This window comes from Streptomyces sp. AC602_WCS936 (assembly GCF_019049125.1).
Lineage (GTDB): Bacteria > Actinomycetota > Actinomycetes > Streptomycetales > Streptomycetaceae > Streptomyces.
Map to the genome: position 1 here is coordinate 379,144 of NZ_JAGMUF010000066.1, position 21,749 is coordinate 400,892.

At 73.9% G+C, this 21,749-nt stretch carries 23 protein-coding genes; 11 read left to right on the forward strand and 12 right to left on the reverse strand.

Translation table 11 applies throughout. The annotated features are described in order from the left end of the window. The first annotated feature begins 145 nt into the window (after positions 1 to 145). The 3 genes from KUM03_RS23520 (at position 146) to KUM03_RS23530 (ending at position 2,026) form a co-directional block, all read left to right on the forward strand. On the forward strand, positions 146 to 730 hold the full coding sequence (locus KUM03_RS23520) for a sigma-70 family RNA polymerase sigma factor (RefSeq protein WP_217251267.1): 585 nt from the start codon (positions 146 to 148) through the stop codon (positions 728 to 730). Beyond that, positions 730 to 1,482: an anti-sigma factor domain-containing protein gene (locus KUM03_RS23525; RefSeq protein WP_217251268.1), complete on the forward strand. Its 753-nt coding sequence runs from the start codon at positions 730 to 732 to the stop codon at positions 1,480 to 1,482. The genes KUM03_RS23520 and KUM03_RS23525 overlap by 1 nt, the downstream gene beginning before the upstream one ends. Before the next feature lie 73 nt (positions 1,483 to 1,555). Continuing rightward, the gene (locus KUM03_RS23530; protein WP_217251269.1) at positions 1,556 to 2,026 is read left to right on the forward strand and encodes a GNAT family N-acetyltransferase; all 471 of its coding nucleotides are present in this window, start codon (positions 1,556 to 1,558) and stop codon (positions 2,024 to 2,026) included. Positions 2,027 to 2,081: 55 nt separating this feature from the next. Here KUM03_RS23530 and KUM03_RS23535 read toward each other — a convergent pair whose 3' ends face one another. The 5 genes from KUM03_RS23535 to KUM03_RS23555 are packed head-to-tail and all read right to left on the reverse strand — an operon-like array spanning position 2,082 to position 7,558. Continuing rightward, a complete protein-coding gene (locus KUM03_RS23535) occupies positions 2,082 to 2,918 on the reverse strand; it encodes a DUF1295 domain-containing protein (protein ID WP_217251270.1) in 837 nt (278 codons plus the stop codon). Next, positions 2,915 to 4,225 carry a cyclopropane-fatty-acyl-phospholipid synthase family protein gene (locus KUM03_RS23540; RefSeq protein WP_217251271.1) on the reverse strand — a complete coding sequence of 437 codons (1,311 nt, stop codon included), beginning with the start codon at positions 4,223 to 4,225 and terminating at the stop codon, positions 2,915 to 2,917. The genes KUM03_RS23535 and KUM03_RS23540 overlap by 4 nt, the downstream gene beginning before the upstream one ends. Beyond that, positions 4,222 to 5,514: a cyclopropane-fatty-acyl-phospholipid synthase family protein gene (locus tag KUM03_RS23545; protein ID WP_217251272.1), complete on the reverse strand. Its 1,293-nt coding sequence runs from the start codon at positions 5,512 to 5,514 to the stop codon at positions 4,222 to 4,224. Before KUM03_RS23545 ends, KUM03_RS23540 begins: the two co-directional genes overlap by 4 nt. Further along, positions 5,511 to 6,260, reverse strand: coding sequence for a DUF1365 domain-containing protein (locus KUM03_RS23550; RefSeq protein ID WP_217251273.1), 750 nt, complete (start codon positions 6,258 to 6,260; stop codon positions 5,511 to 5,513). Before KUM03_RS23550 ends, KUM03_RS23545 begins: the two co-directional genes overlap by 4 nt. Next, positions 6,257 to 7,558 (reverse strand): NAD(P)/FAD-dependent oxidoreductase, encoded by a 1,302-nt coding sequence (locus KUM03_RS23555; RefSeq protein WP_217251274.1) that lies wholly within the window; start codon positions 7,556 to 7,558, stop codon positions 6,257 to 6,259. The genes KUM03_RS23550 and KUM03_RS23555 overlap by 4 nt, the downstream gene beginning before the upstream one ends. 157 nt (positions 7,559 to 7,715) lie before the next feature. On the opposite strand from KUM03_RS23555, the gene KUM03_RS23560 reads away from it, so the two are divergent. The 3 genes from KUM03_RS23560 (at position 7,716) to KUM03_RS23570 (ending at position 9,453) form a co-directional block, all read left to right on the forward strand. Beyond that, positions 7,716 to 8,120: an ATP-binding protein gene (locus tag KUM03_RS23560; protein ID WP_217251275.1), complete on the forward strand. Its 405-nt coding sequence runs from the start codon at positions 7,716 to 7,718 to the stop codon at positions 8,118 to 8,120. 100 nt (positions 8,121 to 8,220) lie between these two features. Beyond that, entirely contained in the window at positions 8,221 to 8,919 is a 699-nt protein-coding gene (locus KUM03_RS23565) for an alpha/beta fold hydrolase (protein WP_217251276.1), read from the forward strand. An 81-nt stretch (positions 8,920 to 9,000) separates the two neighbouring features. Further along, the gene (locus tag KUM03_RS23570; RefSeq protein ID WP_217251277.1) at positions 9,001 to 9,453 is read left to right on the forward strand and encodes an NAD(P)H-dependent oxidoreductase; all 453 of its coding nucleotides are present in this window, start codon (positions 9,001 to 9,003) and stop codon (positions 9,451 to 9,453) included. Between the two features lie 73 nt (positions 9,454 to 9,526). On the opposite strand, the gene KUM03_RS23575 is transcribed toward KUM03_RS23570, so the two are convergent. The 7 genes from KUM03_RS23575 to KUM03_RS23605 all read right to left on the reverse strand — a co-directional run bounded on the left by KUM03_RS23575 (position 9,527) and on the right by KUM03_RS23605 (position 18,406). Beyond that, complete coding sequence (locus tag KUM03_RS23575; RefSeq protein ID WP_217251278.1) at positions 9,527 to 10,198, reverse strand: fasciclin domain-containing protein; 672 nt, start codon at positions 10,196 to 10,198, stop codon at positions 9,527 to 9,529. Between the two features lie 410 nt (positions 10,199 to 10,608). Then, on the reverse strand, positions 10,609 to 11,541 hold the full coding sequence (locus KUM03_RS23580) for a M56 family metallopeptidase (protein ID WP_217251279.1): 933 nt from the start codon (positions 11,539 to 11,541) through the stop codon (positions 10,609 to 10,611). 6 nt (positions 11,542 to 11,547) lie between these two features. Then, positions 11,548 to 11,976, reverse strand: a complete 429-nt coding sequence (locus KUM03_RS23585) for a BlaI/MecI/CopY family transcriptional regulator (protein WP_254399725.1) — start codon at positions 11,974 to 11,976, stop codon at positions 11,548 to 11,550. 383 nt (positions 11,977 to 12,359) lie between these two features. Further along, positions 12,360 to 14,051, reverse strand: coding sequence for a hypothetical protein (locus KUM03_RS23590; protein WP_217251435.1), 1,692 nt, complete (start codon positions 14,049 to 14,051; stop codon positions 12,360 to 12,362). 130 nt (positions 14,052 to 14,181) lie between these two features. Then, entirely contained in the window at positions 14,182 to 14,868 is a 687-nt protein-coding gene (locus tag KUM03_RS23595) for a lytic polysaccharide monooxygenase (RefSeq protein WP_217251281.1), read from the reverse strand. A 231-nt stretch (positions 14,869 to 15,099) separates the two neighbouring features. Next, a complete protein-coding gene (locus tag KUM03_RS23600; protein WP_374225377.1) occupies positions 15,100 to 17,175 on the reverse strand; it encodes a DUF1996 domain-containing protein in 2,076 nt (691 codons plus the stop codon). Positions 17,176 to 17,392: 217 nt separating this feature from the next. Beyond that, entirely contained in the window at positions 17,393 to 18,406 is a 1,014-nt protein-coding gene (locus KUM03_RS23605; protein WP_217251283.1) for a zinc-binding dehydrogenase, read from the reverse strand. A 164-nt stretch (positions 18,407 to 18,570) separates the two neighbouring features. On the opposite strand from KUM03_RS23605, the gene KUM03_RS23610 reads away from it, so the two are divergent. The 5 genes from KUM03_RS23610 to KUM03_RS23630 all read left to right on the forward strand — a co-directional run bounded on the left by KUM03_RS23610 (position 18,571) and on the right by KUM03_RS23630 (position 21,738). Then, on the forward strand, positions 18,571 to 19,161 hold the full coding sequence (locus tag KUM03_RS23610) for a TetR/AcrR family transcriptional regulator (protein WP_217251284.1): 591 nt from the start codon (positions 18,571 to 18,573) through the stop codon (positions 19,159 to 19,161). A 118-nt stretch (positions 19,162 to 19,279) separates the two neighbouring features. Next, positions 19,280 to 19,729, forward strand: a complete 450-nt coding sequence (locus KUM03_RS23615; RefSeq protein ID WP_217251285.1) for a hypothetical protein — start codon at positions 19,280 to 19,282, stop codon at positions 19,727 to 19,729. Between the two features lie 11 nt (positions 19,730 to 19,740). Continuing rightward, positions 19,741 to 20,541, forward strand: a complete 801-nt coding sequence (locus KUM03_RS23620) for an SDR family oxidoreductase (protein WP_217251286.1) — start codon at positions 19,741 to 19,743, stop codon at positions 20,539 to 20,541. A gap of 88 nt (positions 20,542 to 20,629) precedes the next feature. Continuing rightward, positions 20,630 to 21,325 (forward strand): bifunctional 2-polyprenyl-6-hydroxyphenol methylase/3-demethylubiquinol 3-O-methyltransferase UbiG, encoded by a 696-nt coding sequence (locus KUM03_RS23625; RefSeq protein WP_254399726.1) that lies wholly within the window; start codon positions 20,630 to 20,632, stop codon positions 21,323 to 21,325. Positions 21,326 to 21,420: 95 nt separating this feature from the next. Further along, a complete protein-coding gene (locus KUM03_RS23630) occupies positions 21,421 to 21,738 on the forward strand; it encodes a gas vesicle protein (protein ID WP_217251287.1) in 318 nt (105 codons plus the stop codon). The last annotated feature ends 11 nt before the right edge of the window (positions 21,739 to 21,749 follow it).

Here is a 21,749-nt window from a genome sequence, read left to right on the forward strand (position 1 = left end):
GCCCGGAGTGCAAACGGCTGGTCATGCGGCAGGCCGGTGCCGCCTCGCCGGACACCGTGGGAGGCTCGCGACCAATCCGCGGGCCGTGCGGCCTCGGATTACCCGGGGACACCCCCGCCCGTCGCATTCTTTTGGAGACACCCTCGTGAAAGAAGCCGTACACATCGGCAGAAATCCATCGGCCCAGCCTGATCTGCAACAGCTCATCCGTGAGGTGGCCCTGGGCGATCAGGACTCCTTCGCCGCGGTCTACGACGCGGTGGCGGGGCCGGTGCTCGGGGTCGTCCGGGCGGTGCTGCGCGACCAGGCGCAGTCGGAGGAGGTCGCGCAGGAGGTGCTGGTGGAGGTGTGGCGCACGGCGCCCCGCTACCGGCCCGAGCGCGGCACGGTGATCAACTGGATCCTGACCCTGGCCCACCGGCGGGCCGTGGACCGGGTGCGGTCGGTGGAGGCCGCCGCGGCCCGCGACCACAAGGCCGCCCTGCTCGACCGTACGCCCGAGTACGACGAGGTGACCGAGCAGGTGGAGACTCGGCTGGAGCGGGAGCAGGTACGGCGCTGTCTGCGCACCCTCACCGAGATCCAGCGCCAGTCCGTCACCCTCGCCTACTACCGCGGCCTGACCTACCGGCAGGTCGCCGAGGCGCTCGCGCTGCCGCTCGGCACGGTGAAGACGCGGCTGCGCGACGGTCTCATCCGGCTCCGTGACTGCCTGGGGGTGAGCGCGTGATGCGCACCGAGGACCTGCACAGCCTGACGGGCGCCTACGCCCTGCACGCGCTGCCCGACGACGAGCGGACCGCGTTCGAACGACATCTGGGGCACTGCGGCCCCTGCGAGCAGGAGAGTCTGGAGCTGGCCGCGGCGGCGGCCCGGCTGGGCCTGGCCACCGCCGTCACCCCCGGCCCCGTGCTCAAGGACCGGGTGCTGCAGCGCATCACCACCGTGCGACAGGTGCCGCCGGGCGGCGGGACGGTGGAGCGGGCGCGGCGCGTCGTCCCCCGGGGGCGGGGGCTGGCCCGGTGGGCGCTGGCCGCGTGCGTGGCGGCGGCGGCCGGGCTCGGCGGCACCACCGTGTGGCAGTACCAGCGGGCCGAGGACGCCGGGGAGCGTGCGGCGCAGGCGGAGCAGCGGGCCGGAACCCTGGCCGGCGTGCTGGCCGCGCCCGACGCCGAGTCCCGCACCGCGCGCCTGGCCGACGGGGCGACCGGGACGCTGATCGTCTCCGAGCGCGAGGACCGGGCCGTGTTCCTGGCCTCGGGCATGGCCGAGCCGCCGCAGGGCAAGGTGTACCAGCTCTGGTTCGACGACCACGGCACGATGCGGTCGGCGGGCCTGATGGAGCCCGGCCGCACCAGTCAGGCGGTACTGATGGAGGGCGCCGTGGACGGCGCGGCGGGTGTCGGGATCACGGTGGAGCCGGCGGGCGGGTCCGAGCAGCCGACCTCCGCACCGATCGCGCTGATGACCATGCCGGCTTGATCCCGGTGGGTCCAGCGTCATCCGCGCCCGCCCCCGGTGCCCGCCGGGTGGGCGCGGATGCAAGGCTTCGGCCATGGCTCTTTCACCCACGCCGGACAGCGTCACGACCCGCAGCGCACGTCCGGAGGACTTCGAGGCGATCGTCGCGGTGGTCGACACCTGGTGGGGACGCCCGGTGTCGGGCCTGCTCAACCGGCTCCACCTGGACCACTTCCACCGGACCAGCCTGGTCGCCGAGGGCGAGGACGGGGAGCTGGCGGGCTTCGTCGTCGGCTTCCTCTCCCCGTCCCGACCGGGTGAGGCGTACATCCACTTCACCGGAGTCGCCCCGGGGATGCGCCGGACCGGGCTCGCCCGGTCGCTGTACGAGCGGTTCTTCGCCGAGGCACGCCAGGCCGGCCGCACGGTCGTCAAGGCGGTCACCTCGCCGCACAACACGCGCTCCATCGCCTTCCACACGGCCCTGGGCTTCGAGTGCTCCGAGCCGGTGGCCGACTACGACGGCCCGGGGCAGGACCGGGTGGTGTTCTCCCGCCGGCTGTGACGGACGGCGGGACGAACGGTGGGGACGAGCGAGGCGTCCCCACCGTCCGCTCCGTTCACGGGCCGTCCGCTCCCCTCCCGGGCTCGGGGCGCGGCGGGCGCGGGAAGAAGCCGCTGGTGCGTGCGGCGTACGCGGCCCACCCGGGGCGGTCGGCCATGTGCCGTTCCAGCAGCCGCTTCCCGCTGCCGCCGATCAGCAGGTACGTCATGACCAGCGGGGAGAGGACCGACACGGCGGCGGCCGGGAGGCCGGCGTCGCAGGCGATCAGGAACAGGCCCCACCAGACGAGGAAGTCGCCGAAGTAGTTCGGGTGCCGGGTCCAGCTCCACAGCCCGCGGTCCATGATGCGGCCCCGGTTCGCCGGGTCCGCCTTGAACCGGGCCAGCTGGGCGTCGCCGACGGCCTCGAAGCCGAGCCCCACGGCCCACACGGCCGCCCCGGTCCAGGCCAGGGCCGTCATCGGACCGGAGCCGTACGAGGCGGCCTGCACGGGCAGCGACACCAGCCACACCAGGGCACCCTGGAGCAGGTAGACCACGCGCAGGGCGTAGAGATCGCGGTTGCCGGGGGCCTTGGCGAGCAGGGCGTCGTAGCGCGGGTCCTCGCCGCGGCCCCGGCCGCGCCGGGCGATGTGCGCGGCGAGGCGCAGGCCCCAGACGACGGTCAGGACGGCCACCAGGGCACGGCGCCCGGGGTCGCCTTCCCCGGCCGCCGCCGTTGCCGCCCAGGTCACGGCGGCGACCGCGGCGAACCCGACGCCCCACGCGGTGTCCACGACCCGGTGCACGCCCTTGCGCACGGCGACCGCGAAGGTGACCAGCATGACGGCGAACGCGGCGCCGGCCGCCCAGCCGAGACCCGACGCGAACGCGCCCCACGGGAAGCCGCTCACGACCGGTCCAGCCGCTCGTACCACTCCCCCGGCGTCGCCGGCATGCCGCTGACTCCCTCACGAGTGGGCCGGACGCCGAGGATCTGGTCGACGCCCATGCGCCGCTGTTCGAAGGCGAGCGCACCGCCGACCAGGTACAGCCGCCACACCCGGGCGGTCTCCTCGCCGACCAGGGCGGTGAAGTCGTCCCAGCGTTCCTCCAGGGTGCGCGCCCAGGCGGTGACCGTGCGGACGTAGTGCTCGCGCAGGGACTCGACGTGGCGTACTTCCAGGCCGGCGTCCTCCAGGAGCTGGACCGTCTCGCCGAGCGGCCGCATGTGCATGTCGGGTGCGATGTAGGCCTCGATGAAGGCCCCGCCGCCGGGCGCGTTGCGGCCACGGGACATCTGCTGCACCAGGACCCGGCCCCGCGGGCGCACCAAGCGGTGCAGGGCGGCGGCGAACGCCGGGTACTCGGCGTCGCCGACGTGCTCGCCCATCTCGACCGTGGACACGGCGTCGTAGTCCCCCCCGGTGATGTCCCGGTAGTCCTGGCAGATCACCTCCACCCGGTGCTCCAGTCCGCGCTCGCGCACCTGCCCGCGCACGTACGCCGCCTGCTCCTGGGCCAGGGTGACCGCGGTGACCTGCGCCTTGTGCCGTTCGGCCGCGTACAGGGTGAGCGAGCCCCAGCCGCAGCCGATGTCGAGAAGGCGGGCGCCGGAGGCGAGGTTCAGCTTGCGGCAGATCAGCTCCAGTTTGGCGTGCTGGGCACCGGCGGGGCTCGCGTCGGCGTCCTCGCCGGTCCACACACCGCACGAGTAGGCCATGGTCTCGTCGAGAAGCAGGCGGTAGAAGTCGTTGGAGAGGTCGTAGTGGTGGCTGATGGCGGCCCGGTCGCGGGACTTGCTGTGCAGTCCGCCGCGCAGGCGAGCCTGGGAGGCGGGGGTGGCCGGGCGGGGGCCGACGGCGCCCAGGCGCACCGCGGTGCCGACGGCGCGGGCCCGGTCGCCGAGGCCCGGGCGGGGCGGGTGCAGCCGGCGCTCGCGGGCCGCCTCCCACATCCGGCGCAGGCCGACGGCGAGGTCACCGTCGATGTCCAGTTCGCCGGTGACGTAGGCCTGGGCGAGACCGAGTTCGCCGGGCTGCCACAGCAGGCGGCGCAGGGCGCGCCGGGAACGTACGACGACCACCGGACCGTCGGCGGGGCCGGTCTCGGAGCCGTCCCAGGCGCGCAGCCCGAGCGGCAGGGGGCCGCCGAGCGCCTCCTCGACGAGCGCGGCGAGCCGGTGGGCGGCGCCGGGCCGGGTGGTGCGGGCGGTGGTCATCGGGCCGGGCCCTCCTTGGTGAGCAGGTACTGCTGGACGTCGAGGTAGCCGGCGCGGAACCCGGCCTCGGAGTAGGCGAGGTAGAAGGTCCACAGGCGGCGGAAGGTCTCGTCGAAGCCGAGGGCGTCGACCTCGGCGGCGCGCTCGGTGAAGGTCTCCCGCCACAGGCGCAGCGTCTCGGCGTAGTGCGGGCCGAAGGCGTCCCGGCGGGCGACGCCGAGCCGCGTGTGGTCGCGGACGGTCTCCTCGATGGCGTCGGCGGAGGGGATCAGGCCGCCGGGGAAGACGTACTTGGTGATCCAGGTGTGGGTGTCGCGGGCGGCCAGCATGCGGTCGTGCGGCATGGTGATGGCCTGGAGGGCGGCCCGGCCACCGGGGGCGAGGCGGGCGTCGAGGGTGCGGAAGTAGACCGGCCAGAACTCGGCGCCGACGGCCTCGATCATCTCGACGCTGACGACGGCGTCGTAGGTGCCGGACTCCTCGCGGTAGTCGCGCAGTTCGACCCGGACGCGGTCGGCGAGTCCGGCCTCGTGGGCGCGCTCCACGGCACGGTCGCGCTGTTCGCGGGAGAGGGTGAGCGTGGTGACGTGCGCGCCGCGTGCGGCTGCCCGCAGGGCCAGCTCGCCCCAGCCGGTGCCGATCTCCAGCAGCCGGGTGCCGTCGTCGACCTCGGCGAGGTCCAGCAGCCGGTCGATCTTGCGGTGCTGGGCGGCGACGAGGGATTCGCGGCGGGCCGGGAAGCCGAGGAAGACGGCGGAGGAGTAGCTGAGGGTGTCGTCGAGGAAGAGGGCGAACAGGTCGTTGGACAGGTCGTAGTGGTCGCTGATGTTGGTGCGTGCGCCATCGGGGGTGTTGCGGCGGGCGGCGGGCCGGCGCTGGTGCCACAGGCGGCGCAGCCGCTGGAGGGGGGCGGGCACGAGGTCGGGGGCGTGGGCCGCGAGTACGGTGAGGGCGCCGACCGGGTCCGGGGCGTCCCACTCGCCGGCCATGTAGGACTCGCCGAAGCCGATCAGACCCTGGGCGCCGATCCGTCCGTGGAATGCGTCGGGGTCGTGGACCTCCACCAGCGGTCCGCCCAGCCCGACGGTGTCCCCGTCGGCGAACCGCACCCGCAGCGGCAGCCGCTCCAGCGCCCGGCGTACGACGGCCGCGGCGAGGGCCCGGCGCGCACCGGAGGCCCGGGGCGGGGCGGCCGCGTCGGGCCAGCGGGCCGGGTCGACGGGCGTGCTGCGGGCGCCCGGGACACGGGGCGCGGCGGTGGGGCGTGGGTCGGGGTGGGTCGCGGTCATGTCGCCTTCTCCGTGGTGCGGTGGTTCGGGCGCGGCTGGACGGGCAGGCCGCGCAGATACAGGCGTATGCCGTGGCGGCGGATGCCGGCCGACACGGCGAGGGTGGACAGGGGGTGGCGCAGCGCGAGGCGCAGCAGGGCGGCGCCGGTGGGCTCGCGGCGGGTGCCGCGGACGGTCGCGGTGAACGGCCGGGCGCCGGGCCGGTCCAGTCGTACGGTCAGGTCGAGGCGGTCGCCGGGGAGCGGGAGCCGCATGCGGTAGGCGCCGTCGACGGGGAAGAACGGGGAGACGTAGAAGTCCTTGTCGACGTGGGCGACACCGGCCTCGTCGGGGTGGAGCAGGTAGGCGTGCCGTTCGCCGTAGGTGTTGTGCACCTCGGCGACCACGCAGCGCGGGGTGCCGTCGGGGCCGTGGCACCAGTACAGGGTCAGCGGGTTGAAGACGTACCCGAGGACGCGGGCGTGGGTGAGCATCATGACCCGTCCGCCCTCCAGGTCGACGCCGCGTGCGGCGAGGAAGCGTTCGAGGCCGGCCCGCAGGGTGGGGGCGTCGCCGGTGAAGTGGTCGTCGGCCCGGAAGCCGGCGAAGGGACGCAGAGGGCGCGGCGGTTCGGGGAGCCGGTCGAGGTCGACGAGCCACATGTAGGTGCGGTGGCGCAGGGTGTGGCGGATCGGCCCGGTGCGTACGTGGACCGTCTCGCAGGGGTAGAGCCCCGGGCGCCCGGTGGTGGGGGGCCGGGTCGTCACCAGGTGACTCCGAGTGCCGCGGCGGCCTCCACGCCGGAGCGGCAGCCGTCCTCGTGGAATCCCCAGCCGTGGTAGGCGCCGGCGTAGGCGGTGGCCGGGGTGCGCAGGCCGGGCAGGCGGCGCTGGGCGGCGACCGACTCGGGCGTGTAGACGGGGTGTTCGTAGGTCATGCGGGCCAGTACCCGGCCGGGGTCGACCCGGTCGTCGCCGCCCAGGGTGACGACGTAGGTGTCGGGGGCGTCGAGGCGTTGCAGGCGGTTCATGTCGTAGCTGACGCGGACCCGGTCTGCGCCGGCGTCGCAGGCGGGCATGAGGTAGTTCCAGGAGGAGCGGGCTCCCCGTGAGCGCGGGAGGAGGGAGGTGTCGGTGTGCAGGAGGGTGGTGTTGCGGGAGTACCGGAAGGCGTCGAGTACTTCCTTCTCCTCGGGCGTCGGGTCGGCCAGCAAATCCAGCGCCTGGTCGGGGTGGACGGCGATCACCACGTGGTCGTACGTGTCCGTGGTGCCGTCGGCGGCGGTGATGTCCACGCCGTCCGCGTGCCGGATCACCGAACGCACCGGGGTGGCGGTGCGGACGTCGGGCAGTCGCCGGGCGATCCGGTCCACGTAGGAGCGGGAGCCGCCGGTGACGGTGCGCCACACCGGTGAGCCGCCCACGGCGAGCAGGCCGTGGTGGTGCAGGAAGCGGAACAGATAGGCGGCCGGGTAGCGCAGGGCCGTGGCGGCGTCGCAGGACCAGACGGCGGAGACGACCGGTGTCACGAAGTGGGCGCGGAAGTACGGCGAGAAGCCCGCGCGGTCCAGGAACTCGCCCAGGGTGAGGGCGTGGGCGGGTCCGGAGTCGTGTGCCTCGGCTTCGGCGAGGAGCAGCCGGCGGGCGGCGCGGTGGAAGCGGGGCACCTGGGCGAGCATGCGCAGGTACGGGCGGCGCAGGGCGTTGCCCGGGCGCGCGAGGAGCCCGGCCGGGCCGCGGGCGCCCGCGTACTCCAGACCGCACCCCTCGCACCGCACCGACATGCTCATCTCCGACTCCTGCGTGGCGACGCCGAGTTCGTCGAAGAGGCGCAGCAGGTTCGGGTAGGTGCGGCGGTTGTGCACGATGAACCCGGAATCCACACGGTCGACCCGGCCGTCCGCCGACGTCAGGTCGTGGGTGTGGGCGTGTCCGCCGAGGCGGTCGTCGGCCTCGTAGAGGGTGACGCGGTGCGCGCGGTCCAGTACGTACGCGGCGGTCAGCCCCGCCACTCCACTGCCGACGACGGCGGTACGGCGTACGGCCTCCCCTGACGCTCGCGGCATCGCTTCTCCTCCACCCCTGGTGATCAACGTCTGGCGTGGGTAATCCGGGGCCGCGGGCCGGGCGGATTGGCGGAAGTTCCGACGACCAGCCCGGGCCATCCGGCCGGCGTGCGGCAACGAATCACTCAGGGGGAGAGATGAAAAGGGATGAAGCACTATGAAAGCGACCTGCGAACTGGCCGGCTGCCGGGACACCCAGAGCGCGCGCTTGGTGCGCGACGGCGTGCGGGACCAGTTGGACCGCTGGGGAACCGGCGCTCTCGGCCCCGACGCGGAGCTGGTCGTCACCGAACTGCTGAGCAACGCCCTGCGGCACGGAAGGCCCCCGGTGCGCGTGGCACTGACCGTCCTGTGCGCGCCGCACGGCCTGCCCTCGGTGCGCGTGGAGGTCACCGACGCCGGTGCCGCCTTCGACACCGGCCGTGTCCGGGCCCGGTGGCGGCATCCGTCGTTCGGCTGGGCGGAGTCCGGCAGGGGGCTGTTCCTCGTCGACGCACTGTGCTCCCGCTGGGGCGACCGGCCGGCCGGTGGCGGGCACACTGTGTGGGCGGACCTGGGCTGACGGCGGACCGGGACGCACCCATCCGCCCGCCGCGCGGCAACGGATCAGGGGTGATCGCCGGTGAGCGGTGGTGACCACCGGGAATGACGAGGGGGAGCGGATGAGCACGCGGGACGAGGCGTCGACGAGGGCGCTGGTCGTACGCCGCCGGCCGGCGCGGGCGGGCGCGGCCGTGCTGGTGCTGCACGGCGGCCGGGCGGAGAGCCGCCGGACCGCACGGCCCTGGCACCTGGCGGCGCTGCGGATGCACCCTTTCCTGCGCACCCTCAAGGCACGGACCGACCGGGACGACGTGCTGCTGGGTCAGGTGCGCTACCGCCGGCGCGGCTGGAACGGCGTGGGCGCGGAGCCGCTGAAGGACACCGTGCGGGCGCTCGCCGAACTGCGTGAACTGGTGGGTGACGTGCCGGTGGTGCTGCTGGGGCACTCCATGGGCGGCCGGGCCGCCCTGCGGGCCGCGGACGCCCCTCAGGTGCGCGGCGTGGTGGCCCTCGCTCCCTGGTGTCCGCCCGGCGAGCCCGTCGCGCAGTTGCGGGACCGGCACGTCCTCGTCCTGCACGGGAGCCGCGACCGGATCACCGACCCCGGGGAGTCCGCCGCGTACGTCTCCCGCGCCCGCGCCGCCGGCGCCCGGGCCGGCCTGCTGCTGGTGGCGGGCGGCGACCACGCCATGCTCCGCCACCACGACCGCTGGCACCGCACGGCGGCCTCGGCGGTGGCCCACCTCCTCGCCCCCGGCACGGCCCCCTCCGGGCTCTTCGCCCGGGCCACCACGACCGTCGATCCCGTGGTCCTGTGACGGCTCCGCGTCGGTGAGCGGGCAGCGGACCGGGGTGGCGTTCCTTGCCCCCGTGGGGCGTCGGACGGCAGGCTTCGGGCTGTGACCACTTTGCTGATCGTGCACCACACGCCGTCGCCGAACTGTCAGGCGATGCTGGAATCCGTCGTGTCCGGGGCGACCGACCCGGAGATCGAGGGCGTACGGGTGGTCCGGCGCGCGGCGCTGGCGGCGACCGCGGTCGACGTGCTGGAGGCCGACGGATACGTGCTGGGCACACCGGCCAACCTGGGTTACATGTCGGGGGCGCTGAAGCACTTCTTCGACCAGGTCTACTACCCCTGCCTCGACGAGACGCGGGGCCGCCCGTTCGGCTACTACGTGCACGGCGGCAGCGACACCACCGGCGCGGTGCGCGGCGTCGAGGCGGTCACCACGGGGCTCGGCTGGCAGCGCGCGGCGCCGGCGGTGACCGTGGCCGGTGAGCCCGGCAAGGCCGATCTCGAAGCCTGCTGGGAGCTGGGGGCCGCCCTCGCCGCCGGGCTGATGGACTGATACCGCGGCGAGCACGGCGCGGCGCCGGGTGCGGCCGTCTGCCCGACCGCACCCGGCGCCGTCCGCGCGCGCGTCAGCTCTTCGGCATGAGGACGGTGTCGATGATGTACACGTTCGCGTTGGCGGTCTTCACGTTGCCGCAGACGACCTTCGCGGAGTCGTTGACCGTGTAGGCCTCGTCGGAACCGGAGGTGGTCAGCTTCGACTTCTGCAGCGTCTCGAAGGAGCCGTTCTCCAGATCCTTCGGCGCGAGCTTCTGGCCCACGACGTGGTAGGTCAGGATGTTGGTGAGCATCTCCTTGTCGGCCAGCACCTTGTCCAGGTCGGCCTTCGGGATCTTGGCGAAGGCGTCGTTGGTCGGGGCGAACACCGTGATGTTCTCGGCGTTGTTGAGCGTGTCGACGAGGCCGGCCTTCTTCACCGCCGTCACCAGGGTGGACAGGGCCGGGTTGTTGGAGGCGGCGGTGGCCACCGGGTCCTTGGCCATGCCGTCGAAGGAACCGGCGCCCTCCTTCGGCACCGAGGAGCAGGCCGGGCCGAACGGCTCGTCGGTGCCGGCCATGTCGCCGCCGGCGGACTGACCGTCGCCCGCGGACTGGTCGTCGGTGGCGGCGGGGGCGGAGGAGGCCGCCTGGGCGGAGTCCGACGAGCCGCTGTCGCCGTCGTCGGAGCAGGCGACCAGGGCCAGGGGCAGGATGGCGGCCGCGGCGACGGCGACGGCGGAGCGGCGAATACGGGCGTTCATGGATTCTCCCGGGTAAAAGGGCAGCACGGAGGCCGCGTTGGTGCGGAGTACGGTGAAGTAGTGGTCGGTCGGCGGGGTGCGCGGCCCCGCCCGTCGTCAGTCGATGGACCCGCGCCGGTCCTCGTCGGCGTCCCTCGTCGCGGCGAGCACACTCGGAGGTTCCGCGCTCGCCGCGGGGCCGACCCCGCTCGACGGGGGTTCCGGCGCGGGCGTGTGAGGGCCGAGCCGCCCCGCGCGTATGGACGGCGGGGAGGACGGTCGGTCGGTGCGCTGTCGGTGTGTCCTCGGTTCTTCCCTCACACGGGGAATCCGGAGCCGGCCCGGCGGCGGATTGGCCGCTCACCCGATCGAGTGAAAAGGTTCTGCGCCTGAGCCTGTGACCTGCGTCTTCTCCGAGAAAAGAGAGTCGCTCAGAGAGGCGTGGCGGCGCGCAGGATCAGGAACATCGTGACGGCGGCGTTCGCCGACGACATCGCCGACACGGCGGTTCCGGCGGCCGCGGCCCACGCCGCCAGGCCCACCGAGGTGAACAGCGAGGGCCAGGTGCGGACCGCGGGAGCCGGCCCCAGCAGCGCCGCCACCCGGCGCGGCACCGGGCCGGGCGCCGCGAGCCCGGCGAGGGTGGCGACGGGGGTGCCCCGGGAGACGAGGGCCGCCTTGCCGATCGCCGTCGCCACCGCGCGGCGGTCGCCGACCACCCGCGCGGCCGCCTCGTCGGCCCACCGCTCCGCCGTGTAGGCCACGGCGGTCCGCAGGGGCCGCAGGAAGGGATTGGCCAGTGCGGCGAGCCGGACGGCGAGCAGGAAGCGGTGGTGGCGGGCGGCCAGGTGGGCCCGTTCGTGGGCGAACAGTGCGCGGCGCTCGGCCGGTTCGAGGCGGTCGAGCAGGGCCGTGCTCACCACCACCCGGTCCCGGCGTCCGCCGGGGAGCGCGTAGGCGTAGGGCACGTCGTCCGGCAGTACGGCCACCCCGGTGCCCGGCAGGCCGGCCAGGGCCCGGTGGGCGCGGCGGCGCACCCTGCCATGCCGCCACAGGGCCCGGGCCGAGGCGGCGACCACGGCGCACAGCGCGGGGATCGCCGCCTTGCCGACGACCTCGTCGTACGGCACCGCCGCCCGAACCTCGGGGTCGGACCAGCCGTCGGGCAGCGGGTTGCCCGGCAGCTGGGCGGTGCCGACCACCATCACCAGGGCCAGGCACACCGTGCTGCACAGGGCCATCACCGCGGCCACCGCGGTGAGCAGCCTGGTGGCGGTCCGCGGATGCAGGTGCTGTTCGGCCAGCCGGGCGATCGGCCACGCCGTCAGCGGCAGGACCAGCGGCAGGAAGACGAAGACCCCCATGCGGCGTCAGCCGTCCCCCGCGTCGGGTGTGTGTCCCAGCAGCGTGCGCAGCAGCCGCTCGTCCTCCGCGTCGAGTCCGGTCACGAAGCTGGCCAGGACCGCCGACCGGTCGCTCTCGGAGTCCAGGACCTTGCGCATCTTGCGGGCGGCCAGGCCCGCCTGGTCCGAGGCGGCCGTCCAGGCGAAGGACCGGCCGACGCGCTCACGGTCGACCGCGCCCTTCTCCAGCAGGCGGGTGAGGATCGTGATCACCGTGGTGTAGGCGAGGTCGCCGCCCAGGTGCTCCTGCACCCAGCCGGCCGTCGCCGGGCCGTCCGCCTCGCGCAGCGCCGACAGCACCAGTGCCTCCAGCTCGCCCTGGCCTCGCCGCCGCGGACGCCGGTGATCCGTCACGGTCCGCCTCCTTCCGCCGCAGTCCCTTGTCCGAGGCGACATCGTATAGACCGGCCGGCGCACCCACCGGCTCCGGTGTCCCCCCGCCACCGCTTCCTCTCCCCCGCCCTTTCCCCGCCCCTCGTCCGTCTCCCGTCGCCTTCCGCCCGTCCGCGTCAGGCCCCGGCCGGGGCCACGCGTCAGCCGCCCAGGCGCCTGGCGTACCGGTGACACGGGACCGGGACGGGCCCTCCGGGCCCTCGGCCGGGTGGCCGAAGGGCCTCTCGTCGGCACGGCCCTGCCGGGCGCAGAAGCGGCGTGCGCGGGCGTTGGGGGTGGCGACGGCCGGCCACGCCCGGTCGGGGACGTGCCGCGCTGGGCGGCGCGGGAGGCGAACGACTCGGGGATGCGGACAGCGACCGGTTTCCGTCCCTCGGGAGGGCGGGTCAGCGCTCCGGGGCGCAGCAGTCGCCGGTGCCGTCGGTGTCCGGGGCCGGGCCGAGGCGGCAGAAGCAGGAGGCGCCGACCGGGACGTCCGCCAGTGCCGTGGCGAGCCCGAGCTGCTGCGCCACGATCCGTGCCTCCCCCTCCTTGCCCAGCCGCTCCAGGCACTCGTGGAGTCCGTGCAGGGACCAGACGTTGCCGGGGTGCTGCAGGGCGCGGGGAAGCGTGTCGTCCAGGCCGAGGTCGGCCCGGTAGACGGCCTCGGCCTCTTCGACGCGCCCCTGTTCCAGGAGCAGCGCTCCGTATGCGTGCCGGGTGGGCTGCATCCAGCCCCACGGCTCGTCGTAGGGGAGGTTGTCATCCAGTTCGATCGACCGCTCCAGGGCGGCGAAGGCGGCGGCGTGGTCGCCCTTGCGGTACTCCAGCTCGCCGTCGAGCATTGCGGCGGCGACGGCGAGGATGTCGGCGCAGGTGTTGTTGAACAGGGTGCGCGTGTCCGGCACCCGGGCGGCCGCCTCGCCGAAGCGCACCCGTTCGGCCTCCGCCTCGTCGACCCTGCCGGTGGCCGAGAGGGCGACCCCGCGGGCGTAGTGGAGCATCGCGGTCGTCACGCAGTACAGGCGCGGGTCCGTGGGCAGCGGCAGCGCGAGGATGTCGGCCCAGCGGCCGAAGCGGATCAGGACGTGCACCCGCATGGCGAGGAAGCCCTCCAGCCAGTCGGCCATGGGAGGGCTCTCGACGCGCAGCAGCTCCTCGGGGACGGACGCCTCCAGCCTTGCGGCGGTGTCCAGAGCGGTCTCGTACTGGCCGAGGAACATCGCGCCGTAGATCCTGAAGTGGTAGTTGTGCGCGCGGTAGAGGGTGTAGAAGTTCATCGCGCCGGCCCGGGCGCGGTACTTCTCGTCGGCGGCGATCGCGGCGGCGTTGTCCGACACCACGCGCCGGTAGTCGCCGCACAGCACCTCCAGGTGGGAGGGCATGTGGTTGAGGTGTCCGGCGTCGGGGACCAGTCCGCGCAGCCGGTCGGCGACGGTGAGGGCCGCCTCCGGGGTGGCGGACATCTCCATCAGGTGGATGTAGAGGTGCAGGACGCCGGGGTGCTCGCGCCCGCCCTCGGTGGCCAGGGCCCGGTCGAGGACGTCCTTCGCGTCCAGGGTGCGGGCTCCCTCGGCCGGACGTCCGGTGCGCTGGTCCCACAGCTGCCAGGGCGTCAGGTTCATCAGCGCGTCGGCGTGGAGGGTGGCCACGTCCAGATCGTCCGGGGCGAGTGCGTGGACGGCCCGCATGCTCTCGGCGTACGGCGCGTTCCACACCGAGCAGTCCTCGACGGCCCGGGCCTGCGGGTAACGGGCGCGCAGGGCGCCGATCAGGGCGCGTTCGACCGGAGTGCCGACCAGGGTCGCCTTCTCGTGGGCGCGTTCGACGGCGGCGTGGGTGCGGTCGACGGTCCGGGTCAGCTCCTCGGCGTCGAAGGCCTCCCACGGCTTGTTGTAGTTCGGGCCGAGGGCGTAGGCGATGCCCCAGTGGGCCATGGCGCAGTCCGGGTCGGCCGCGACGGCGGCCTCGAAACAGGAGACGGCCTCCTCGTGGTGGAAGGCGTACGTCCACACCAGCCCGCGGTCGAACCAGCGCTGGGCCTCGGGCGACGAGGTCGTCACGGGGCGGCCGTGGGTGCCGAGGTCGTAGTAGTCCATCGGGTCCATGAGGGGACGTATACCGCAGCTCGCGGCGGCCGCGGCGTACTTCGCCGGGACTGTCACACCGACCGGTGTCCCCGCCGGACGCGGTGCGCCCGGCGGGGGTGGGGGGACGGGATGGTGTGGATCAGCCGAAGTCGACGTCGCTGCACAGGAAGTACGTCTGGTCCATGTGCGACGCCTGCCAGATCGTGTAGACGACGTGGCGGCCGCTCAGACCCGAGGTGCTCACCGGGATCTCGTAGTTCTGGCTGGGGGCGTAGCTGCCCGTGGTGGTGAGCAGCTGGAGGTCGTCCCAGCCGAGAGGCTGCGTGGTGGGGTCGAAGCCCTGCCGGGAGACGTAGACCTTGAAGTAGTCGGCGCCGTGGCTGGCCTGGTCGTACAGCTTGACGGTGAAGTCGTCGGCGACCGCCGTGGTCTTCCAGGCGCCGACGGTGTCCAGGGAGTTGTAGCGCCCGCCCTCGGTGCGGCCACCGCTGCACAGCTGGCCGTCGGGGACCACGGCCTCGAAGTTGCCGCCGGAGCCGTTGCGGTACAGGCCGTTCCAGTTCCACATGGCGTTGGGGTTGTCCTGCCACGCCTGCCAGCACATGGGGTCTTCCTGGGCCATGGCGGGGTTCTGGAAGTCGTCGCCCCAGCGCAGCCAGCAGCCGTAGTTGCGGGAGGCGGGGTCGACGACCGAACCGTGGGCGACGGCGGTGCCGCTCCAGGGGATCAGGGCGAGCAGGGCGGCGGTCAGGGTGCCGAGGGCGAGGGTCGCGGCCCGGCGGACTCTGCCGGCGCGACCTTGCTTGGTGTGATCATGACAAGTCATGACGTCCTTCTCTCGCGTGGGGGGACAGTGTGGGCGGTTCAGGTGAGAGCAACCAGTGGGAGCGCTCCCAAAGCGGTTCGGAGACCAGGCTGCGCCCGGGGAAACGGAATGGCAATAGTTGAAATGCGCCACTTCCCGTCGGGCGGTGGCGGGTTCGGTTCGGTCGGCACGTCGGGTGGGCGGGATTGCGTCCCACCCACCCGGCGTCTGTGTCATGGCGTCACGCGGGTTTCACAGCGCACGCTTCCGGGAGCGGATCAGCAGCACGCAACCCCCGGCGAAGAGGACGCCTCCGACGGCCGCGGGCCACAGACCCATGCCTGACCCCGTCTCGGCGAGTCCGCCCTGGGCCGCCTGGGGCTCGGTCGCGGAACCCGGGGCCACGTCGGCACCGCCGTCACCACTGCCGCCCGTGCCCTGTGTCCCCCGGGGCGCGGCTGCGGCGTCCTTCCGGTCGTCCGCGGTGCCGGCCGGTGTCGTGGCCGCCCGGGGCTCGGCGCTCGGGGAGGTGGCGCCGGTCTGCGGGGCGTCGTTCTCCTGACCGTCGTTCTCCTGGGCGCCGTTCTCCTGGGCGTCGTTCTCCTGACCGCCGTTCTCCTGACCGCCGTTCTCCTTCACCGGAGGGGCGGGCCGGTCGTCGCCGCTCTGGCCGTCGCTCCGGCCGTCGTCGTGCTCGCCCTGGCCCGAGTCCGCGGGCGCCGAAGCCGTGGCGGTCTGCTCGGCCGGGGGCTCGGAGGCGCCGGGGTCCTCGGCGGGCTGCTCCTGCGGGTGCTCGGTGGGATTCGCACCGGGGTCCTCACCGGCGTTCCCGCCAGGGTTGTCGGTCGGCTGCTCCTGCGGGTCCTCGCCCTGGTCCCCGCCCTGACCCGGGTCCGGGGGCGCGCCCGCACCGCAATCGCGGCCGGTGTTGATGCAGTCGACCATCTCCCGCATCAGGTCCTCGTCGAAGACGTTGATGAAGTCGCTGTGGTCCGTCACCGGCTTGTGCAGCTGCTCGGGGAACGAGTCCACGGCGAACAGCGGAACCGTCTTCCCCCCGTCCTGAAGGCTGGGCGCGTCCACGTCGTACACGATCCGCTGCACCAGGCGGGGAATGGGCCGGAACCCGTCCGGGCAGCTCCCGTCCGCGGCGGCGAAGGCGACGTGGGTGCGGTGGTTGGCGCTGTCGATGTTGCGGCCGTCCCAGCAGCTCTGGAAGGTGAAGGTGCGCACCACGTCGCTGCCCGAGGGGCAGAGCGGGTACTTGTCCTTCAGCTGCCGGTCCTCGAAGCCGGTGCAGCTCCAGGAGGCGTTGGCGTTCGTATTGCCGTTGACGAACGCCTTCGCGTCACCGGTGATGATGCGCAGCAGCCGCGGCATCTCCGTGACCTTGCCCCGCTCGTTGCCCTCGAAGGTCAGCGTGACCGCGGCCGGCGTGACGATCTCACCGGCGTTGCCCTCGATGCCGCCGCCGGGCGACTGGGCGTCCTGTTCGACGGTGCCGTTCTGGAGGCGGAGCACGGGCCAGTAGTACGAGGACTTGTCGCCCTGGTCGGCGCAGCTGGTGTCGGCGGCGGCCAGGTCCTCGTCGCTGGAGAAGGCGTCGTTGTCCTGGTTGCCGACGTAGTCGTGGAAGTGGTGCGCGCCGTTGCTGACGCCGGGGGCGGCGATCAGGTTGTCCGAGTTGAACAGGCCCTCGGCGTTCACACCGCAACTGGTGGCGAAGGAGCCGTTGGAGGCGTCGCGCAGCCGCGGCGCCTCGACGACGTTCGGCCGGACGGACTTGATGTCGACGTAGTCCGCCGCGACGGGACCGTTGCCCGCCTGTCCGCCGTTGCCGGGCGGCTGCTGCCCGCCGCCGTCCTGCCCGTCCCCGCCGCTGCCTTCTTCCTCGCCCTCGCCGTCCTGCTGTCGTCCCTGGTCCGGGCCGCCGCTCTGCGCGTCCGTCGGCGCCACCTCGATGCGGCGCAGGGTGCACTCCGCCTGGGTGTCCAGTCCCTGGGGGCGGTCACCGGCCTTGTCGACGGCGGCGACGATGCGCTCGATCGTCGCGGCCCGTTCCTTCTTCAGCGGGTCGAGGACGGCGGCCTCGTCGAGCTTGCCGTCGTCGGCGGTGCGGGCCGCTTCCTGGAGTTGCCCGTAGGCGGTGGCGATCTGCTGGTCGAGCCGGGCGAGTTCGGTGTCGACCTCCGGCCGCGCCGGCTCCGGGACCGCCGTCAGCCGTTCGCTGAGGTCGGGGCAGTCGATGGTGGCCGCCACTCCGGAACTGCCCAGGGGAACGGCGGTGTTGCCGGCCTCGGTCGCGGAGGCGAACACGTTGACGGCCACCAGGCCGCCGCCTCCCAGAATGAGCGCGAGTGCTCCGAAGGTCGCGCGCCGCGCCCCGGTCGGGCGTCTGCGCCTGTTGTGTCCCAAGACGTGCTCCTGTGTCGTGGCGGACTCGGACATGAAATGCCCCCGGTTCCATACGGAGCCGGGGGCCGGAGCGTTCAGCCGTCCCGGGGATTCTCAGCGATCCCTCACCTCACGGACGCGATCCCTCACCTCACGGACGCAGGATCAGCCGGATCGGGTCGCCCTCCTTCTTTTCCAGTCGTGCGACGGCCTCGGCGGCCTCGGCGAGCGGCAGTACGCCGCTGATGGACCCGGAGAAGTCCAGCCGGCCGCCCTGGATCAGGCGCAGGAGCTGCGGCAGCGCGACCGGCATGTCGGAGCCGTAGTGCCCGAGGATGCGCTGCTGGAGGTAGCTGAAGCGGGTCCCGTCCGTGACGGTGAGCGGCTTGTCGGTCAGCCCCACCAGGACGAGCCGTCCCTTGGGCGCGAGCACGGACAGCGCCTGCTCGCGTACGGGCGGCACGCCGGCGAAGTCGAAGGCGGCGGCGAGCCCGGCCCCGCCGGTCACCGCGCGCACGGCCTGGCGCAGCTCCGGGTCGGCGGAGTCCAGGGCGAGGTCGGCACCGGACGCGAGGGCGCGTTCACGGGCGACGGGGTTGGGGTCGACGGCGACGACCGGGCAGGCGCCCGCGGCGCGCAGGAGCTGCACGGCGTGCACCCCGAGGCCGCCGGCGCCCCACACGCCGACCGCCTCGGCGGGACGGACGGCGCCGGTCTCGGTGATCGCACCCCAGGGCGTGGACACGGCGTCGGGGATGATGGCGCCCTGCTCGAAGGGGATGGCGTCGGGCAGCGAGGTCAGGGCGGTCTCGGCCGACAGGGCGTACTCGGCCCAGCCGCCGTCGTAGTCGACGCCGCGGGTGTACGTGACGCCGTCGCGCACCTCACCGGCGTGCAGCACCACCCGCTGTCCCGGCGACCAGGCGGTGACGTCCGCGCCGACCTCGGCGACGGTGCCGGAGACCTCGTGGCCGAGGGTGACCGTGTCGCCCTGGAGGAGCAGCGGGGTGAGCGTGCCGTCGATCAGGTGCACGTCGGACAGGCACACCCCGGCCGCCTCGACCTTGACCAGCACCTCCCCGGGGCCGGGCTGCGGGCGGGGCACCTCCTCCAGCCGCAGGGTGCGGCTCGGGACGTGCAGGCGGGCGGCGAGCATCTGCGCCATGACGGGACCTCCTCGGTGCGGTGGCGACCCCGGACGGCTCCCCGGCGGTCCGTCGGAGTCCCCCGGGCGGTCTATCGCAGGTCGACTTGCGTTAACCGTACACCCAGCGCAAGCCGACTTGCTTCAGCCGCTCAACGCAGGTCGGGCTGCTTTAAGCTGGCCGCATGATGTCTCCCGAACCCGCCGTCCCTCCCCTGCGCCGCCGTGGGGAGCGGATGCGGCGGGCGGTGCTCACCGCCGCCGTGGACCTGCTGTCCACGCAGGGGCTGGCGGGCGCGACCGTCGGCGCCGTCGCCCGGGCGGCGGGGGTGCACGAGACCTCCGTCTACCGCCGCTGGGGCACGCGGGAGAACCTGATCCTGGACGCGCTGACCACGGAGCTGGACTCCGCCCTGCCGGTCCCGGACACCGGGCGCGTCCGGGACGACCTGCTGGCCTTCTTCTCCTCGCTGGCCCGGCTGCTCGGCACCGCGCAGGGCCGGGCGCTGCTGCGGCTGAGCGTCGAGCAGGACGACACCCTCGAGGACCGCCGCGGCCTCTACTGGGGCGAGCGTCTGGACCGCGCGGTGGTGATGGTCCGTCGGGGCGTCGAGCGGGGCGAACTGGTCCCGGACACCGACGCCGGTCTGCTGGTCGAGGCCGTCAGCGGTCCGCTGTTCGTCCGGGTGCTGCTGAGCGGGGCGCCACTGGACGAGGCGCTCGTGCGCGGGCTGGTGGACCTGGCTCTGGAGGGAGCCCTGCCCCGCCCTGAGTGACCGCACGACCGGGGTACGGCGGGGCGCGGTCGGCTCTGTTAGGCGCCTGGGTTCGGGGAACCCGGGCGGCGCAGCAACCGTCCGCGCGCGCCAGCGCCCACGCCGAGGGAGCCCACGCATGTCAGTGACCAAAGGCCTCGTCGCCGGAGCGGCCGGGACCGTCGCGCTGAACCTCACCACGTACGGCGACATGCTGCTGCGCGGCCGGGGGTCCAGCGACGTGCCCGCGCAGGTGGCGGACCTGCTCGTCGACCGGGCCGGCGTCGACCTGGGCGACGAGCAGACCAGGACCAACCGCGAGCAGGCCGTCGGGGCCCTGCTCGGGTACGTCACCGGTCTCGGCGTCGGCGCGGCCTACGGGCTGCTGCGGCGCGGGAGCGGCCCGCTGCCGGACTGGGTGGCCGGCCCGCTGCTCGGCGCGGCCGCCATGGCGGGCAGCGACGTGCCGGCGTCGGTGCTCGGGGTGACCGATCCGACGTCGTGGGACCGGGTCTCGTGGGTGTCGGACCTCGTGCCGCACCTCGTGTACGGCTTCACCACGGCCACGGTCTACCAGGCCCTGCGGTGAACGGGGGAAGCATGGCGGGCGGCAGGCCGCTCGCCCTGGTGACCGGGGCGTCCAGCGGCATCGGGTACGAACTGGCCAGGCTGTTCGCCGAGCACGGTCACGATCTCGTGGTCAACGCCGAGGACGACCGGCTGGAACACGCCGCCCAGCGGCTGCGCGAGACCGGCGCCGAGGTGCGGGCCGTGCGTGCGGACCTGCGGACCGGGGAGGGCGTCGACCGGCTGGTCGCCGCGCTGACCGGCCTCACGGTGGACGTGGCCGCCCTCAACGCGGGGGTGGGGCGGGGCGGCGCGTTCGTCGACACCGATCCCGCCGACGACCAGTCCGTCATCGACCTCAACGTCACGTCGACCGTGCGGCTCGCCAAGCCGCTGCTGCGGGACATGGTGGAGCGCGGCGTGGGACGGCTGATGTTCACGTCGTCCGTCGCCGCGACGATGCCGGGTTCCTTCCAGTCGGTGTACAACGCGTCCAAGTCGTTCGTGCAGTCCTTCGCCCAGGCATTGCAGGAAGAGGTCGCGGACACCGGCGTCACGGTCACCTCCTTCATGCCCGGACCCACGGAGACCGACTTCTTCCGGCGGGCCGGCATGGAGGACACCAAGGTCGGCACCATGGACAAGGACGACCCGGCGCAGGTCGCGCGGCAGGCGTACGACGCCGTCATGAAGGGCCGGGGGAAACTGGTCACCGGCTCGGCGAAGACCAAGGCGCAGGGCGTGGCGGACAAGGTGCTGCCGGACCGCGTCAAGGCGGCCGTGCACCGGAGGATGGCGGAGCCGGGGACGGCACCGGACGACGACGGCCGGTAAGGGCGGGGCGACGACGGACGGTATGGGCGGGGCGGCGTGGCCGGTCACCCGTAGGGACCCTTGTCGGCGGCCGTCCGCCGGTGGAACGATGCCTGCGGCACCGGCCCGCCCCACCGAAGGGAACGTCGTGACCGACGAGCAGCAACGGCCGCAGGCCGCCGCCACGTTCGACGCGCTGGGCGCCGACTACGAGAAGGCCTTCGCCGGGTCGAAGACGCACCGGCGCTCCCTGGAGTGGCTGCTCGGACGCCTCGCGCCGGGCAGCCGGGTGCTGGACGTGGGCAGCGGCACGGGCCGGCCCACCGCCGAATTCCTGGCCGGCGCCGGCCACGACGTCCTGGGCGTCGACGTCTCCCCGGTCATGGTGGAACTGGCGAGGCGTCAGGTGCCGGCCGCCGCCTTCCAGTGCGCGGACATCCGTGAAGTACGGCTCCCGGATGCCTCGTTCGACGCGGTCTGCGTGTACTTCTCGCTGCTCCAGCTCGACCGGCGGGAGCAGACGGACCTCGTCCGGCGCCTGGTGCGGGCGCTGAAGCCGGGGGGTCACCTGGTCCTGGCCACGGTGCCGCTGGACGTCGAGGGGGTCGACGCCACCTTCATGGGCCAGCCGGTGCGGGTGACCAGCTTCACCGCGCAGGCGCTGACCGCCGTGGCCGAGGAGGCCGGCCTGGAGGTGCTGGCGCAGGAGGCGTCGATGTTCACCCCGGCCCACCCCGAGGCCCGGCCGGAACCCCACCTCTTCCTGCACTGCCGGCGCGCGCCCGCCCCCGCGCCGGGCGCCTGAGCACCACGGGCGTCACGCCGCGCCCGGTCCCCGCGCAGCCCCGAATGGGGTAACTGCGCACGCGCCGGCCGTGGCCCGCGGCCAGAGTGGGCAGCATGACAGAACCTGGCGAGCGGCGGCGCGGCACGACTTCCACGACCACGCGCGAGCGTTCCGTGCGGGGCGCCCGGGACGCCGCCGGACGCGCCGCGGACGCCCTGGCCGAGCTGATCAGGCACCGCGTCGAGGGAGTCTCGGCGGTGTGCCGGAGCGAGGACGACGGCTGGATCGTCAACGTGGACGTGCTGGAGGTGGCACGCATCCCCGACACCACCAGCCTCCTCGCCACCTACGAGGTCGAGCTGGACCCGGCCGGCGACCTGCTCCAGTACCGCAGGGTCGCCCGCTACCGGCGCGGTGCCCAGGACCAGTGACCGCCGTGAGG

What these genes read in the sequence shown, in the direction of transcription:
- KUM03_RS23625 (WP_254399726.1), top strand. Translation starts at nt 20,630, where the DNA reads ATGCCTGCGGCACCGGCCCGCCCCACCGAAGGGAACGTCGTGACCGAC.
- KUM03_RS23565 (WP_217251276.1), top strand. Translation starts at nt 8,221, where the DNA reads ATGAGCACGCGGGACGAGGCGTCGACGAGGGCGCTGGTCGTACGCCGC.
- KUM03_RS23620 (WP_217251286.1), top strand. Translation starts at nt 19,741, where the DNA reads ATGGCGGGCGGCAGGCCGCTCGCCCTGGTGACCGGGGCGTCCAGCGGC.
- KUM03_RS23540 (WP_217251271.1), bottom strand. Translation starts at nt 4,225, where the DNA reads ATGACCACCGCCCGCACCACCCGGCCCGGCGCCGCCCACCGGCTCGCC.
- KUM03_RS23590 (WP_217251435.1), bottom strand. Translation starts at nt 14,051, where the DNA reads ATGGACTACTACGACCTCGGCACCCACGGCCGCCCCGTGACGACCTCG.
- KUM03_RS23560 (WP_217251275.1), top strand. Translation starts at nt 7,716, where the DNA reads ATGAAAGCGACCTGCGAACTGGCCGGCTGCCGGGACACCCAGAGCGCG.
- KUM03_RS23530 (WP_217251269.1), top strand. Translation starts at nt 1,556, where the DNA reads ATGGCTCTTTCACCCACGCCGGACAGCGTCACGACCCGCAGCGCACGT.
- KUM03_RS23545 (WP_217251272.1), bottom strand. Translation starts at nt 5,514, where the DNA reads ATGACCGCGACCCACCCCGACCCACGCCCCACCGCCGCGCCCCGTGTC.
- KUM03_RS23575 (WP_217251278.1), bottom strand. Translation starts at nt 10,198, where the DNA reads ATGAACGCCCGTATTCGCCGCTCCGCCGTCGCCGTCGCCGCGGCCGCC.
- KUM03_RS23630 (WP_217251287.1), top strand. Translation starts at nt 21,421, where the DNA reads ATGACAGAACCTGGCGAGCGGCGGCGCGGCACGACTTCCACGACCACG.
- KUM03_RS23610 (WP_217251284.1), top strand. Translation starts at nt 18,571, where the DNA reads ATGATGTCTCCCGAACCCGCCGTCCCTCCCCTGCGCCGCCGTGGGGAG.
- KUM03_RS23580 (WP_217251279.1), bottom strand. Translation starts at nt 11,541, where the DNA reads ATGGGGGTCTTCGTCTTCCTGCCGCTGGTCCTGCCGCTGACGGCGTGG.
- KUM03_RS23605 (WP_217251283.1), bottom strand. Translation starts at nt 18,406, where the DNA reads ATGGCGCAGATGCTCGCCGCCCGCCTGCACGTCCCGAGCCGCACCCTG.
- KUM03_RS23595 (WP_217251281.1), bottom strand. Translation starts at nt 14,868, where the DNA reads ATGACTTGTCATGATCACACCAAGCAAGGTCGCGCCGGCAGAGTCCGC.
- KUM03_RS23525 (WP_217251268.1), top strand. Translation starts at nt 730, where the DNA reads ATGCGCACCGAGGACCTGCACAGCCTGACGGGCGCCTACGCCCTGCAC.
- KUM03_RS23585 (WP_254399725.1), bottom strand. Translation starts at nt 11,976, where the DNA reads ATGTCGCCTCGGACAAGGGACTGCGGCGGAAGGAGGCGGACCGTGACG.
- KUM03_RS23555 (WP_217251274.1), bottom strand. Translation starts at nt 7,558, where the DNA reads ATGCCGCGAGCGTCAGGGGAGGCCGTACGCCGTACCGCCGTCGTCGGC.
- KUM03_RS23615 (WP_217251285.1), top strand. Translation starts at nt 19,280, where the DNA reads ATGTCAGTGACCAAAGGCCTCGTCGCCGGAGCGGCCGGGACCGTCGCG.